The organism is Gluconacetobacter azotocaptans (assembly GCF_014174355.1).
Taxonomy (GTDB): Bacteria; Pseudomonadota; Alphaproteobacteria; order Acetobacterales; family Acetobacteraceae; genus Gluconacetobacter; species Gluconacetobacter azotocaptans.
On the sequence record NZ_JABEQF010000001.1, the window covers coordinates 267,291 to 281,844 of the forward strand.

13 protein-coding genes are annotated in these 14,554 nt (G+C 64.0%); 4 read left to right on the plus strand and 9 right to left on the minus strand.

Annotation, left to right across the window (positions count from 1 at the left end; all coding sequences use genetic code 11):
- From HLH34_RS01245 to wbaP, 7 genes are all read right to left on the minus strand, one after another.
- Complete coding sequence (locus HLH34_RS01245; RefSeq protein ID WP_183117764.1) at positions 1–798, minus strand: SGNH/GDSL hydrolase family protein; 798 nt, start codon at positions 796–798, stop codon at positions 1–3.
- 68 nt (positions 799–866) lie between these two features.
- Complete coding sequence (locus tag HLH34_RS01250) at positions 867–1,715, minus strand: glycosyltransferase family 2 protein (RefSeq protein WP_183117765.1); 849 nt, start codon at positions 1,713–1,715, stop codon at positions 867–869.
- 25 nt (positions 1,716–1,740) lie between these two features.
- Entirely contained in the window at positions 1,741–2,628 is an 888-nt protein-coding gene (locus HLH34_RS01255; protein WP_183117766.1) for a glycosyltransferase family 2 protein, read from the minus strand.
- Entirely contained in the window at positions 2,628–3,821 is a 1,194-nt protein-coding gene (locus HLH34_RS01260) for a glycosyltransferase family 4 protein (protein ID WP_183117767.1), read from the minus strand. The genes HLH34_RS01255 and HLH34_RS01260 overlap by 1 nt, the downstream gene beginning before the upstream one ends.
- A gap of 20 nt (positions 3,822–3,841) precedes the next feature.
- Positions 3,842–4,240, minus strand: a complete 399-nt coding sequence (locus HLH34_RS01265) for a hypothetical protein (protein WP_183117768.1) — start codon at positions 4,238–4,240, stop codon at positions 3,842–3,844.
- Between the two features lie 66 nt (positions 4,241–4,306).
- Positions 4,307–6,439 carry a GumC family protein gene (locus HLH34_RS01270; protein ID WP_244959539.1) on the minus strand — a complete coding sequence of 711 codons (2,133 nt, stop codon included), beginning with the start codon at positions 6,437–6,439 and terminating at the stop codon, positions 4,307–4,309.
- Between the two features lie 134 nt (positions 6,440–6,573).
- The gene (gene wbaP, locus HLH34_RS19275) at positions 6,574–7,911 is read right to left on the minus strand and encodes an undecaprenyl-phosphate galactose phosphotransferase WbaP (protein WP_244959540.1); all 1,338 of its coding nucleotides are present in this window, start codon (positions 7,909–7,911) and stop codon (positions 6,574–6,576) included.
- 570 nt (positions 7,912–8,481) lie between these two features.
- Here wbaP and HLH34_RS01280 point away from each other — a divergent pair.
- The 4 genes from HLH34_RS01280 (at position 8,482) to HLH34_RS01295 (ending at position 13,165) form a co-directional block, all read left to right on the plus strand.
- Positions 8,482–9,747 (plus strand): outer membrane beta-barrel protein, encoded by a 1,266-nt coding sequence (locus HLH34_RS01280; protein WP_240161348.1) that lies wholly within the window; start codon positions 8,482–8,484, stop codon positions 9,745–9,747.
- A 25-nt stretch (positions 9,748–9,772) separates the two neighbouring features.
- Entirely contained in the window at positions 9,773–10,357 is a 585-nt protein-coding gene (locus tag HLH34_RS01285) for a polysaccharide biosynthesis/export family protein (protein WP_183117771.1), read from the plus strand.
- A 91-nt stretch (positions 10,358–10,448) separates the two neighbouring features.
- On the plus strand, positions 10,449–11,612 hold the full coding sequence (locus HLH34_RS01290) for a glycosyltransferase (protein WP_264784515.1): 1,164 nt from the start codon (positions 10,449–10,451) through the stop codon (positions 11,610–11,612).
- A gap of 59 nt (positions 11,613–11,671) precedes the next feature.
- Positions 11,672–13,165, plus strand: coding sequence for a hypothetical protein (locus tag HLH34_RS01295; protein WP_240161318.1), 1,494 nt, complete (start codon positions 11,672–11,674; stop codon positions 13,163–13,165).
- Between the two features lie 74 nt (positions 13,166–13,239).
- Here HLH34_RS01295 and HLH34_RS01300 read toward each other — a convergent pair whose 3' ends face one another.
- Together HLH34_RS01300 and acuI are read right to left on the minus strand one after the other, a co-directional pair.
- Entirely contained in the window at positions 13,240–13,392 is a 153-nt protein-coding gene (locus tag HLH34_RS01300; protein ID WP_183117773.1) for a hypothetical protein, read from the minus strand.
- 182 nt (positions 13,393–13,574) lie between these two features.
- A complete protein-coding gene (gene acuI / locus HLH34_RS01305) occupies positions 13,575–14,552 on the minus strand; it encodes an acrylyl-CoA reductase (NADPH) (RefSeq protein ID WP_183117954.1) in 978 nt (325 codons plus the stop codon).
- Positions 14,553–14,554 lie beyond the last annotated feature (2 nt).

Genomic DNA, 14,554 nt, shown 5'->3' on the forward strand with positions numbered 1-14,554 from the left:
TCATTTCTCCTCCGCACTATCGAGCACGCCCAGGTCGGCAAGCACGCGTACGGCTTCTTCCGCAACGCGCCTGTACCCTTCGGGTGTTAGATGGAACGTATCGAGTTTCAGCCTGTCCGCGCCATGGCGGGCGATGACGGCATCCACGTCCACAATGGATATGCCGATCGTCGCCGAAAGTTCCACGAGGGCCAGGTTGAAACGTCGTATACGTGTCGAAAATGTTTCATCCAGGCCCAGATAGCAGTGGACCCCGTCGCCCGGGACGACCGACGACAGATTATGGACCAGAATCGGGACATCCCGTTCCTGGTGCAGTCTTTCGACAATCTGCGTCAGATTGTCCATCGACTGCTCGACCGTCAGAAAACCGGTCGTCTTGAATTCCGATCGCAACCATCGCCTGTCCGCGTCCGTCCAGGTGGCGGTGTCGGCGGGATACAGAAGATATTCCTCCGTCCGGTGGCGCACCAGTTCGGTGGCCACGTCCGGAAGGATCGACAGGAAAATGGCGTCGGCAGGCGTTGTGAAAAGCGCCTTGCTGAACTGGCTGGTCGTCGGATAGTTGCCAAGCGGCATGGTGCGCTCGGCCAGGGAGGCCGGAACGGTGCCGGTCGCGGCAAGAACGGCGTCCGAACGTGTCAGGGTTTCATGGCGCAGGCGCGTCGACAGGCCCGGATAGGAGCCGCGCAGGATCTCGTTGATGCCGTTCCACTGCACCGTGCCGCCGATCCGGCAGGAATGCAGGGCATCATGGACATCGACATTGCCTTTGGCGAAGAGGGTCAGCCGCTTCATGCGCTTTTCGTTTCCTGTCGGTTTTATTTGAATTATTTGATATTATGGAAGTATTGTTTATATTGGGATCATGTCGCGGTTGCCGGCGAAGGCGACCGGTATCCGGCAAGCCGGCCGAAAAAGGTCATGACGTAATATCGGCCAATCAGAAAATCGAACTTTGCGAAATTGACCAGGGCGCCACCGATCGGGCGAAGCAGGAAACGGGCGACTGTTGCCCCGTCGCAGCGATTCTTGCGCATGACCCGCCCCATGCCGAGCCCGTACGGGAAGGCCCGCGACACATTCAGGGCCACCGGTTTGTCGGGATGAATGATCCGCAGCCGGTGGATGTAGCGTCCGGACGCGCCGCCCGACAGCATGCGCAGGGCGAGATCCTGTCCTTCCCCCGACCCGAAGCGTGTGCCCGGCCCAAGTGTTTCGTCAAATCCGCCGACGATTTCGAAAAGGGGCCGGCGGATGAACAGGTTGAACTCGATCAGGCACGTCCACACGGTCTGGCTGTCGATGGCGCTGTCATGTCTCAGCCATCGGCCCGACCGCCCTGACGTGCCGCCGGGCAGGATGACCGACCCCGTAAGGAAGCCGGTTCCCGGATCGTTACGGAAAAACTGATCGACCTGCATCAGGACATCCTGCGTGTATTCGCAATCGTCGTCGGGGAATGTGATGATGTCGCCGGTCGCATGCCGCGCGCCCAGGTTCCGGGCATGGTTGCACAGGCGCACCGCGCTGCGCAGGTGAAGGATGCGCAGGTGGTCGGTGAATTCGGCAATGACGGGATCGAGGCGGTTGTCGTCATTCTGGTCCACGACGATGATCTCGAACGATCGGACGGCCTGCATGGTCAGGGACCGCAGAAGGCAGCGCACTTCGTCGGTGCGCCCCAGGGTCGGCACGATAAGGGAAAAGCGCATGGCGTATCGTCCGATGAGGAGGTGTCTACAGCGTCAGTATGCGTTCGGGCGCAATACGGCCCCGCAGCATATCGACAAGGGCCAGTCCGTTGCCGATGAGACGGCCCCGACGATCGACATAGGGTTCGGGCCGCAGGCTGAAGATCAGATTCATCGCGATATTGCGGCCGACGCTGCGCAACGTGTGGTCCCAGGGAAAGGTGCCCTTGCGCGACAGGTAGACCGGATTGGCGACCTGCGAATATCCCAGGCGCCGGCCGGGGGTGCGGCCCGTCTTGGTGCCCATGTGAATGCCCTTGGCGCTGTTGACCTTGACGATGCGGCCGTGGCGGCCCAGGCGCCGGGAAAAATCGATATCCTCGTACCAGGCATAAAGCGGCAGGCGTTCGTCGAAACGAACCCCATGTCGCCTGATTTCGGACATGCGGAAGGCCATGTTGCAGCCATAGCTGCTCCATACCGTCTCGACCGGCGGCAGGTTCGGGTTGTCGTTGACCGTCGGATCGGCCAGCATCGCCAGCGCGGCTTCGGACGAAATGCCCGGCCCCTTTGCGCCATCGGCAAGGACCCGGCCGGTTGCGGCGGAAATGGTCGGGTCGGCCTGAAACGCCTGCACGCACTGAAACAGGTAATCCCGGTCCGGGATGAAATCGTCGTCGAAGAAGACAATAAGATCGGTGTCCTGGGCATGAGACAGCACGACGTTGCGCTGATGCGGCGCGCCCATCGGCCCCTGAAGCAGAACGAGGTCATGGGCTTCGACCAGTCCCGCCGCGTCGGACGGGCGGGGGGTGCAGACGACGATGCGTTGCACGGGGTAGCTCTGGTTTCGTAGTTCGTCGATGGTCTCGCGCAGAATGGCGGGACGTCCGCAACTGACGATGGCGATGGTGACGGTCAAGGGTGTCTTCATCACATGGTTCCGGCTTGCGAGTACACGGGCGGGTGCCTGTGCGGCATCGGGGTTGGGGCTGTCGGCGAGCGGATGCGGGCTTCCGACAGCAGATCGCGCGACAGTTCGACATGTCGCGCGACGTAGGCACGGGAATTCAGGCAGTCGCGCATCCGCTGTTGGGCATGGGCGACCATCGCGGCCTGGCCTGCCGGATCCGCCGCCAGTTCGACGATGGCGCGCGCCAGGGCCGGCGCATCCCCGACCGGCACGTACCGGATGGCGTCGTCGCCGAAATAATGGCGCAGGCCGCCCACGTCGCTGGCGATGACCGGTACCCCGCGCGCTATCGCCTCCTGGATGGCCGTGATACCCGATGCATGCTGGTTGGGACCGACCGGCACCACGACCAGATCCGCCTGGTCGTACAGGCCGAACAGTTCCGTATTGTTCGTCAGCGTCGCCAGCGTCACATGCGCCACCGTGGAAAGCATCCGGCGTGCCGCGCGATCGGTGGTGGCAATGGTCACCTTGCAGGGAAGGTCGGACGTCGCCTTCAGCAGGGTGTTCCAGTCGCGGTGCCGGTCATTGCCCAGGGACAGTACGCGGATCGGCGCGCCCGGAGGCATGCCGCGCGGGGGGCGAACGATCATTTCGTCGATCCGGATGCCGAATTCCATCAGCGCCATGCGCCGGTCGGGAAAAATCCCGGCGGCCTGGTTCATGTTGCAAGGGGACAGGAAGGTCAGGATATCCGCACGGGAGAGAAGGTTGCGGAAGACGAGACGATTTTTCCACGATTCCTTTGGCCAGCGATCCATCAGCCAGACGCTCTGCGCGATCGTCCGGGGATGCCGGCGCCGGGGAAACAGGCGCAGGACCATCTGGACCGCCAGGGACTGGGATTCGGTATGGGTCCAGACGACGTCGCTGCCCAGGATGGCGGCACGGTTCCGCCACGCATGAACGAAATCGAAGCCCAGGAGCAGGCGCGCGCCATAGCGGAGCAGACGCCCGGGAAGCCCTTCCGGGGCATCCTCGGATTGGGTGATGGTAAAACCTGGTTCGGATGCGCGCAGATAGCCGTAGGCATATTCCTCATTCAGGCCCAGGATGCGCCCTTCCTGCCACCGCCGATGCCACGTCGTGGCCCCGTAGCCGTAACTGAGCTGCACGAAGGCGCGTATGGGCTGCCCAGCTTCGTTCTTTGGCATATACATGTCCTTTCCCGGGGTCAGAAAACCCCGACGCTGACGATCGCGACGTTTCGTGCGGCCATGCGGCCGATCTGGGTGGCGCGGGCGGTGGCGGCGGTCGACTGCTTCGCGGACTGATGGCAATAATTGCCTTCCAGGCCCAGATGCAGGCCGTAGCGCGCATTGACGGTTCTGCCGAACCGTCCGCTGTACGCCCTGGCCGCCATGAAGGACCCCGTGCCCAGCCGGGTCACGCCGCTGACATACAGGACGCCGCCACTCGGGACGCTGCACCATATGACCGTGGGCGGGCGCACCGGCTGGGCTGCCATGTCCGGGTCGTCCTGTGCGCTGGCCGGGCGGCACGTCGCGACGGCAAGGAGGACAAGACCGCACAGTGCCGTCACGCGGCGGCCGATGGGGAAAGCGGACTGCATCAATGCCTCCGGCCTGGGGGTATCGGGTGCCTGTCTATTGCTCATCGCCGCCCGATGCCCTCTGTCCTACGATGTCAGCAGGCCGTACTGGCTGTAGATGCCCAACTGCCGCCGTTCGGACTGTTCGAGCCCGCGTGACGGCACCTGCGTCAGCACGCCGCCCAGAACGCGGGCGTCGTAGGCGTGCAGGATGCGCATGCCCTCGGCCAGCGCCGACGGCGCCGTCAGCCCCCATTTGACGACCATCACGACGCCGTCGGTCTGCTGCGCCAGGACGGCGGCGTCGGGGAAGGCCAGGACCGGCGGCGTATCCAGGATGATCATGTCGTAGTGGGGCGAAAACTGCGCCAGGATCCGGCTGAGTTCCAGCGGCGAGACCATCGCGCAATTGCGTTCGTTCCGGGGGCGGAGGGTCAGGATATCCACCCCGGGCAGCACGTCGCGCGTCAGCCCGCCCGCCCCGGGGTTGAGGGGAAGGGTATTGTCACCCGGCCGGTCCGACTTGCCCACGACCGCCAGGGCCGAGGGATTGCGTGTGTCGCAGTCGATGACCAGCGCGCGCTGCAGGTCCCGGCCCGTATTGGCGGCCAGGGACACCGCGAAGGTCGTCTTGCCTTCTCCGGGGCTGGCCGACGTGACGAGGACCACCTTGGCCCGGAAGCGGCTGTGGCCGAAGCACAGGATGCTGCGAATGGCTTCGATCGTCTCGACATAGGCCGAGGACGTCCCGCCCGAGCGGTAATGTCGCGCCAGGCCGCCGCTCAACGCCGGGACCAGGCCCAGGGTGAACAGCCCGGGCACCGAGTCCAGCTGGGACGTGCTGCGGATGCCGTTGCGGATCCGGTCGATCACCAGGGCGGCGCCGGTACTGAGCATCAGCGAAAACAGGACGGCGATGGCCATGTATTGCATGCGCGGCGGCCCGGAGATACCCAGGGGCGTCTCGGCGTGGGAAATCAGTTCGGCCTCCGGCTCCTGCAACTGCGCCTGCGTCGATGTCTGTGCGAAGCGGCCCAGATAGTCCTGATAGACGGCGCGCGCGGCGTTGGCCTCGCTGACCAGCTGGCGCAGGCCGACATTCGCCTGGTTTTCGCTGGTGACCTGGTGCTGCAAGGCATCCACGGCGCGGCTCAACGCGGTGACGCGCGCCTGGGCGGCACTGACGTCCTTGGCGACGCTGTCGGCGATGCGGGCGGTTTCGGTGCCGATCTGGCGCTGGACCTGAGCCTCGGCCGCCTGCGCGGCCTTCAGCTCGGGATTGCCGTCCAGATAGGTCTGGCTGAGGGTAGCGACGTGGCTGCTGAGCTGGGCGCGCTGCGTCTGGAGTTGTTGGACCAGCGGGGCCGCCACGACTTCGGGCAGGCTGCCCAGCGTGCCGTTGCGCGCCGCGTCGCGGACCTCCATGTAGCGCGAGCGCTTTTCCTCGAGAATGCCCTGCGCGACCATCAGCTCCTGGTTCATCTGCGTAAGCTGCTGATCGGCGACGGTCGACATGTCCACGCCGCCGCCGCCGGGGCCGGGCTGCTGCTCCATGCGGGCGGAAATCAGCCCGTTCTGTTCGCGGAATGCCTCGACCGCCTGCTCCGCCTTGCGCAGCCGTTCGCGCAGCGGCACGATCTGGTCGTCCAGAAGGGAGTTGGCCCGCCAGGTCGCCGCGACCTTCATCTGGCGCCGGAAGTTCAAATAGACGTCGGCATAGGCATTGGCGATGCGTGCGCTGGAGGCCGCATCGGCGGTCTTGGCCGTGATCGTGATGATGTAGGATCGGCCGTCATTGAGGATGTTGACCTTGTTGGTCAGCATCATGGCCGTGATCTGAAGGCGTTGGGCCGGCGTCAGGGGCGTTGTCGGCGCGGGCGGATGGCCCGTGATCGTGAACACGGTGTTCATGATCTTCGCCTTGAGGGGAACGTGCTCAAGCGCCTCGCGGAATTCGGGATCGTCGACCAGATGCAACTGCTTCACCACGGCGGTCGCGATCGCGGGGCTGCGCAGGATGCTGACCTGGGTGTTGATGACCACCATGTCGATGTCGGCGCCCGAGGTCGTGGCCTGCAGGTCCCGGAACGGTGTCTGTCGTGTTCCCATCAGCAATGCGGACGATGCGGTGTAGTACGGCTTCATCTGCTGGATCGCGAACACGGCCGGAAGGCTGAGCCCAAGGGTGATCAGCGCGACCGTAAGACGGTGGCGACCCAAGGCGCCGAACACCTGTGTCGGGGACGCCTGCTGAACCCCGGAGTGGTCTGCCGGCAAGCCACTCAGTGACGCTAGCTGGAGCTGGTTCATGGCATGGTCTCTCGCATCGGGGCAAAAGGGAATGTCAACGGCGGCTAGCGCGCGCCGCTTTGGAACAGGACGGCGGGCACGGTCTTGGCCAGGATGACGACGTCGTTCCACAGGCTCCAGTTCCGGACATACCAGTTGTCCAGCTGCACCCGTCGGGGATAGGACGTGTCGCTGCGGCCGCTGACCTGCCACAGGCCGGTGATGCCGGGGCGGATCGCCTGATAGTATTCTATGTCGTCACCGTAATGGTCCTGCTCGGCTTCGACGATGGGCCGGGGGCCGACCAGACTCATTTCCAGGCGCAGAACGTTCAGAAGCTGCGGCAGTTCGTCCAGGCTGGTCTTGCGCAGGAAATGACCGATCGCCGTGATCCGTGGATCGTTCGTCAGCTTGCGCGACGCCGCCCATTCCGCCGCCGCCTGGGGGTCCCGCGCCAGAAGGTCCGCCAGGATATGGTCGGCATTCTGCGCCATCGAGCGGAATTTGAGACACCGGAAGGTGTGCCCGTTCCGGCCCACGCGAAGATGCCCGAACGTCGCCGATCCTCCGTCGAGCCGGACCAGCACGTAGAGTATGACGAAAAGCGGCAGCGTCAGCAGCAGGAGGATGGATGCCACGGTGACGTCGAAGGCGATTTTCGTCGCCCGATGGAAGGGCTGGTCCAGGCTGCTGCGGAACGTCAGCATCATGGTGTCGTAGCTGAAATAGCACAGACGTTCATGATCGAGGGGAACGCCGTCCATCTGCGGCACCAGCGAGAACGGAACCCGTCCGCGCGTGACGCGGGAAATGACCGCGCGCCCCATGTCGTCGTTGGCGTCGACCGCCAGAACCAGCCGCGCCGCGCCGTAACGGGTCAGCAGGACACGCGCCAGATGGGCCGGCGCCACGCGCAGCAGCGTATCGGACGACACGCAGCCGACCGAGCGCAGACCGGGCAGGCGCTCGCTGGAAAAGGCTTCGACGGTGCGGGCGCATGTGTCGGGATTTCCGACCAGCAGAACGGGCAATTGCCAGATCCCGAAGAAATGCAGGATATTTTTGGCGGCCTGCCGGAATGAAATGGCCAGGATGGAAAACAGCGTCCACTGTTCGATCAGCGGCAGGGCCGGAGCCGTCGGCCACAGCAGGAACCAGATCCCCGACGTCGCCACCAGCACGGCGCCGGCCCCCGCGATGACCTGCGGTACCTCGCTGAGGAAGGGAAGGCGGTCGCGGTAATGGCCCTTCTTTGAAAAATAAGCGATCAAGCCCACGAACATGAAGATGGACAGCCAGAGTCCCCGGGACTCGATCAGAGGGTCGTGCGGCACCACATGCCATGCGGATATCAGGTGGCTGGTGGCGGCCGCGATGGAAAACGCCATCACGTCGCCAAGCATTAGCGCGTATACCGACAAATAACGAAAAGACGGGGCATGCGATGGAAGCAGCGGTTGAGGGGCGTCGGTGGCAGGAATAGTGCTGCCTTCTGTCCGGGCGGCCGCATTCGGCATTCCAATGACTATGCTGGAAGTCTGCATGGACATAATACATCCCCGTATTGAAATATGAAAATAGTATAGAAATTTCCAAAAAAAACGGAGAAAAAACAGAAAATTACACAATATAATAGAACTGAAGCGTATTTATTGGCGTTGTTTAAAATGTCCGCCGTGGTCAATATAGGCCGGGTGATCCGAACGGGCTATACGCAGGGTATTCGTTAAAGTTTCACGGCAATTCGTAATAAAATTTAAAGACTTGGCCGACGAGAAAACACGATAATGTGATGACAGCAGGGGGCGGGGGGATTGCAAATAAAGCTGGCAAAACGGGGTGCAGTTTCTCTACATAGAAACGGCGTTTCCAATAAAAAACGACAATTCTGGAAATCAATAAACCGACACATTGCAAGGCCTCCGGTGCGAACAACCTTACCTGTCAGTCTGGGTCTGATCGTCATTGCCCCTTTGTTTCTGCCGGATGTCGCATCCGCCCAGATAATTGATGCTTATTTCCCTCCCCTGGGGTCGGGTTTCGGCGACCTGGCGACCGAGGCGCAGCAGGTGCAGACGCTTGAACATTATGCCCCGCAGGGCCTGCGCTACGGGCCTGTCCGTTTCGATGCCAGCGGCGGCGAAAACGTTGGCTATGACAACAATGTCAATCGCCTGGCGAACGGGCGCGGCAGCGCCACCCTTATCACCAGCGGCGCGGCGTCGGCCGTGGCCCAATGGCAGCGCGACCAGGTTCACGTCAACCTGAATGTCGACGATTATCGTTTTATCTCCCAGTCGATCCAGAACCGCACCAACTGGACGGTCGCGGCGGGGGGTATTCACGATTTCGGCCACGACAGGCTGGGCCTGGCATACACCCATCTGTCGCTTGTCCAGACGCCGGTGGACCTTGGCGCCCTCGGGCTGAGCCAGCCGGTGCCGTACCAGTTTGATAACGTCAGGCTCAGCTATACCGCCACGACCCATGGCCGTTTCAGCTTCATCCCCGAAGCCCAGCTCAGCCGGTATCATTTCAACCGGATCGTTCCGACCGAGATGGAAATCGACCAGAGCTACCGCAATCGGGCAGTAATTACCGAGGGCGTTACGGGGCGGTATGACCTGGCCGCGGGCCAGCAGATCCTGGTTGTGCTGCTGGGAACCGAGATCCGGTATCTGGACAGCAGTCCGGGGCTTCCGACACGCGATTCGAACGGTGCGTCGGGAATGGTGGGCGTGGATCTGGGCCTGTCCGGTCCGATCCGTTTCCGCGCGCTGATTGGATATCAGACCCGGCGGTACCGTTCGGCCCTGTTCGGCAACCTTTCGGCCCCGATGGCCGAGGCAGAGCTGGGATGGAACCCGACGCGGTTGACGATGGCGACGCTGACGGTTCGCCATGGGATCGAGGACAGCGCTTTCGAGAATATTGTGGGCTTTACCTATACGTCCGCCCAGATCGGGGTGCGCCATGCCTATAGCCGCAATATCGTGCTGGTCGCGCAGGCCGGCTATCAGCAAGCGAGCTATTCCCAGACGCCCCAGGCCCTGAACAATACCATCCTGACCCAGGTGGGGGCCAGCCAGGCTGTCTATTCGATCGGCGCCGGGGCGCAATGGCTGATGAACCGCCATATCAGTTGGACGTTCAATTACAACTTCTCCAGCCAGAGCACGGTGGGGACGGGACACGTCCCCGACCATACCTTCATGCTTGGTTTGCGCTTCTCGCTCTAGCCCTCATAACGGGAGCATACGAAGAATGCCGACGACCTGTTTCATGCGCCCCCGCTTCGCCGCCCAGACTGCCCTTTTCGGCATGGCGGCGATCCTGGCCGGGTGCTCGGCTGGCGCCGATCTTCAGCCGCTGACGCCCTACGATCCCAATCAGTACAAACTGGGCGTCGATGACGAGATCAGGGTCATCACCTATGGACAGGATCAGCTGACCTCGGACTTCCGGGTCGACAGCAACGGCAAAATCGCCTTTCCCCTGACCGGCGGCCTGCAGGCCGAAGGGCTGACGACGGCCCAGTTCGCGGCCGAAATCGTGTCGGCGCTGCAAAAAGCGCGCATGGTGCGCGAACCCCATGTGTCGGTCGAGGTAACGTCGTACAGGCTGGTTTCGCTTCTGGGTGAGGTGGCGCGTCCCGGCCAGTATCCCTACCAGCCCTTCATGACGATGCTGACCGCGGTCGCCGCAGCGGGCGGATTTACCTATCGCGCGCTGGAACAACGGGCCTATGTCGTGCGTCAGGAAGGCAACCATACAGTCGTGGGGCGCCTGGCGCCGCAGGAGTATGTCAAGCCGGGCGACGTCATCAAGATTTACGAACGCCATTTCTGACCGCTACCGCAAAGCCACCTGATCGGACGTGACATGGGGGTATATCGTGACGCTCATGCAGCCTGACCCAAGCGTCGCGCCTGTCATAAAGGTGGCGATCGTTCATGAATGGCTCGAACATTTTGCCGGATCCGAACGGGTGGTCGAGCAGCTTCTGCTTGTTTTTCCGCAAGCGGAACTGTTTGCCATCGTCGATTTCATGCCGGCGTCCGAACGGGGCATGCTCGCGGGGCGCAGGGTCACGACCACCTTCATCCAGCGGTTGCCGTTCGCGCGGAAGCTGTTCCGAAACTACATCGGCCTGATGCCCATCGCGGTGGAACAGCTCGACCTTTCGGGCTTCGACCTGATCATTTCCAGCAACCACGCCGTGGCCAAGGGGGTTATTACCGGCCCGGACCAGATCCATGTCAGCTATGTCCACTCGCCCATGCGCTATGCCTGGGACATGCAGGCCGCCTATCTGCGGCAGGGGGGAATGGAGCGCGGCCTGAAGGGCCTGTTCGCGCGCTGGCTGTTGCATCGGCTGCGGAACTGGGACGTGCGATCGGCCAGCGGCGTCGACATGTTCGTCGCCAATTCCCACTACATTCGCCGCCGTATCAGCAAGGTGTACCGGCGCGAGGCCGCCGTCGTCTATCCTCCGGTCGACATCACGCGCTTTCAGGTGACGCAGGGCCCGCGTGAAGCCTATGTGGTGGTGTCCCGTCTTGTACCGTACAAGCGCGTCGATCTGGTGGTCGAGGCCTTCCGGCGGATGCCGCACCGCACGTTGATCGTGGTGGGCGACGGCCCCGAGCGCGATCGCATCGCGGCCCTGGCGTCGGGTGCGCCGAACATCACGATGCGCGGCAAGGTGCCGCATGACGCGTTGCTGGCGCTGATGCAGGGCGCGCGCGCGTTCGTCTTCGCGGCGGAAGAGGATTTCGGGATCGCGATGGTCGAAGCCCAGGCCTGCGGCACGCCGCTGATCGCGTTCGGGCGCGGAGGCGCGCTGGACATCGTGCGCGGCGTGGGGGACGCCGGCGGCCCGACGGGCCTTTTGTTCGACTGCCAGACGTCGGACGCCATTGTCGATGCGGTGGAACGGTTCACGGTGCTGGCGCCCCTGATGACGCCGGAATTGTGCCGGGCGAACGCGTTGCGCTTTTCGGAGGAGGCATTTCGCGATTCGATGCGCGGGCTGGTGGAGCAGGTCCTGTCGGATAACTCCCGTTCCGCCCGGACGCAACCGGCGGCCCGGGACGGCGATTGACCATGGTGTAACCCTGTCCCTTTTTCCTGGGGCCTTTTTCTTGATCGGAGGCCACCACCATGGCTGTTCCTTTCGCCGGTCTGATTCTTTTCCCGCTGTGCCTGTTATTGTGGATGCGGCCCTATATCCTGCTGCAGGTCCTGATGGTGGCCGGCGTCTTTCCTGCGGCCGCGGCGCTTGTCCTGGGCGGGCTGGGGGTGCAGCCGTCTCTGGTGCCGGCATTCGCCTTTATCTCGTACGTGCTGCTGCAGCGCATGCTGGGGGTACGCTATCCCGGTGACCAGATCGCATGGTGGCTCTGCCTGCCGTTCGTGCTGACGGCCGCCTGGACGGTCATGGGATCGATCGTGATGCCTCGGCTGTTCATGAACAGCGTCCTGGTCTGGCCGCAGAGAAACGATGCCGTGGGCCATCAGGTGCTGCTGGCGCCCAGTTTCGGCAATGTGTCCCAGGATATGTACCTGCTGGTCAATGTCGTGCTGATGGTGACGGCGGCAGGGTTCCTGACCCGTGGGGATATCCGCATCGACAAGCTGTATCGCGCCTATCTTTTCAGCGGCTGGGTGGTCTGCGTGATCTGCTTCTGGCAGCTGGCGCATCGCCTGGCGGGCGTGCCGTTCCCGGAAACGCTGCTGTATTCCAATCCCGGATGGGCCATCCTGGCCGAGCAGATGGCGGGCTCGGTTCCCCGCATCAATGGCTCGTTCACCGAACCTTCGGCCTGTTCGACCTATCTGGCGGGGATCGTGTATTCGACCCTGTGGATCGTGCTGCAGGGATATCGCGTGCCGATGGCGCGCCTGCTGATCCCGTCCGCATTCATCGCGCTTCTGTGCACGACGTCCACCACGGGCTTCGTCACGATGGCAGTGGGCGTGCTGCTGCTTCCCGCGGCGGCCATGGCCACCGGATCCATCCGGCTGGCGGGACGTTTCGTTCGCTTTGCCGTGATCGGCGCGGCGGCGGCGGGGTGCGGGCTGCTGGTCCTTGTGACCGTTGCCCCGCAGTTCGCGCCGGCCGCCAAGTTCGTGCTGGAATCGACCGAGAGCAAGCGCGATTCCCAATCCTATCAGGAGCGGTCGCAGGCCGATGCCGATGCCCTGGCCGTGGTGCCGCAGACCTATGGGCTGGGGGCGGGGTGGGGCAGCACCCGTGCGTCCAGCCTGATCCCCGGCCTGCTGTCGGCGATCGGCGTCGTGGGAGTGATCGGGTTGCTGATCTTCGACTGGCGCCTGGTGCGCGAATCCATGACCGCGCGGCGTCTGGTCCCGCCGTGTCCCGAAAGCCTGGTCATTGACGGCGGCCTGGCGGCGCTGGCCGGGCGGCTGGTCTCGGCCTGTGTGTCCGGCCCCACCATCGGGGCTCCGGATTTCTACCTGATGATGGCGCTGGTGATCGCCGCGATCGCCCGCATACGGGTATGGGTCCGCGTAAATGGCGGGGTGCGTGACCAGCGGACCTTCGCCACGTCAGCGACGGTGCCCTTCCCGGCGGAAGATGAAGGGGGGCTGATACGCGGGCGTATCGCCCCGGAACTGGCGCCGGAGCGATAGAAATCATATTTTAATGTCTAAATTGCCGTCCGTCCGGAACGCGCCGCCCCGGCGGTGCGTTTGTCTGGTTGATGTCAGAATATGACAAACCCGAGGATGATCAGGATCCACAGGCCCACTCCGATCACGACGGCGCGCACCAGCCCCCGTGCCGGCCGCAGGCCGTCCACCTGGGTCGTGGGCGAACAGATGGGTGCGGCAACGTCCTGCTTGCTGGGTTCTGACATGGTCCCGGTCTCGTTCCTGTCGTTCCACACGCTCAGACCGCGGTGGATAACGCAGTATTACGCTTTATAGGCGGAATGATAATATTCCTCTTACAGCGCCTGAACACCCCTATTTGGCAAGGGGCGCGGGTTATGCAAGCCCCCGCCGCATGCCCCGATTGCGGGGGCCGATCGGGCGGCGGTTACAGGGCGACGACGATCCGTCCGCGTATCCGGCCTTCCAGAAGGTCGCGGGCGGCGGGGATGACGTCCGACAGGGCGATCTCCTGCGTCATCGTCTCCAGTTCGGTGGGATTGAGGTCCTGGGCCAGGCGCCGCCACGCTTCCACCCGCTCGGCGCGCGGGCACATCACGCTGTCCACGCCCACCAGGGTCACGCCGCGCAGGATGAAGGGTGCGACGGTGGCGGGAAACGCCATGCCGCCCGCCAGACCGCAGGCGGTGACGACGCCCCGGTACTGCATCGCCGCGCAGACGCTGGCCAGGATCTGCCCCCCCACGACGTCCACCGCCCCGGCCCAGCGCGCCCGTTCCAGCGGGCGGCCGGGATGCGACAGGCTGTCGCGGTCCACGATCTCGGCGGCGCCCAGCGACCGCAGGTAGCTCTCTTCCTCCGGCCGGCCGGTGACCGCCACGACGCGATAGCCCAGGCGCGACAGCAGCGAGACGGCGACGCCACCGACGCCGCCCGAGGCTCCGGTCACGACGACGTCCCCCGACGCGGGGCTGATGCCATGGCGTTCCAGCGCCATGACGCACAACATGGCCGTATAGCCGGCTGTTCCGATGGCCATGGCCTGCCGCGTCGTGAATGCAGCGGGAAGCGGCACCAGCCAGTCGCCCCGCACGGCCGCCATCTGGGCCAGGCCGCCCCAATGGCTTTCGCCCACGCCCCAGCCGTTCAGCACCACGCGATCGCCGGCGCGATAGTCGGGGTGGCCGGATTCGGTGACGACCCCCGCCAGGTCGATGCCCGGCACCATCGGGAAGCTGCGGACGACCGGCCCGCGGCCGGTGATCGCCAGAGCGTCCTTGTAGTTGAGCGAGGAATATTCGACCCGCACCCTGACGTCGCAATCGGGCAGGCGCGCGGGTTCGAGCGAGCGCAGCGCCGCGTGATAGCCGTCGGCGTTCTTCTCGATCAGGATCGCCCTGAACATGG

Coding starts and splice junctions, on each gene's coding strand:
- HLH34_RS01245 (WP_183117764.1), bottom strand. CDS start 798: ATGAAGCGGCTGACCCTCTTCGCCAAAGGCAATGTCGATGTCCATGAT.
- HLH34_RS01250 (WP_183117765.1), bottom strand. CDS start 1,715: ATGCGCTTTTCCCTTATCGTGCCGACCCTGGGGCGCACCGACGAAGTG.
- HLH34_RS01255 (WP_183117766.1), bottom strand. CDS start 2,628: ATGAAGACACCCTTGACCGTCACCATCGCCATCGTCAGTTGCGGACGT.
- HLH34_RS01260 (WP_183117767.1), bottom strand. CDS start 3,821: ATGCCAAAGAACGAAGCTGGGCAGCCCATACGCGCCTTCGTGCAGCTC.
- HLH34_RS01265 (WP_183117768.1), bottom strand. CDS start 4,240: ATGCAGTCCGCTTTCCCCATCGGCCGCCGCGTGACGGCACTGTGCGGT.
- wbaP (WP_244959540.1), bottom strand. CDS start 7,911: ATGCTTGGCGACGTGATGGCGTTTTCCATCGCGGCCGCCACCAGCCAC.
- HLH34_RS01285 (WP_183117771.1), top strand. CDS start 9,773: ATGCCGACGACCTGTTTCATGCGCCCCCGCTTCGCCGCCCAGACTGCC.
- HLH34_RS01295 (WP_240161318.1), top strand. CDS start 11,672: ATGGCTGTTCCTTTCGCCGGTCTGATTCTTTTCCCGCTGTGCCTGTTA.
- HLH34_RS01300 (WP_183117773.1), bottom strand. CDS start 13,392: ATGTCAGAACCCAGCAAGCAGGACGTTGCCGCACCCATCTGTTCGCCC.
- acuI (WP_183117954.1), bottom strand. CDS start 14,552: ATGTTCAGGGCGATCCTGATCGAGAAGAACGCCGACGGCTATCACGCG.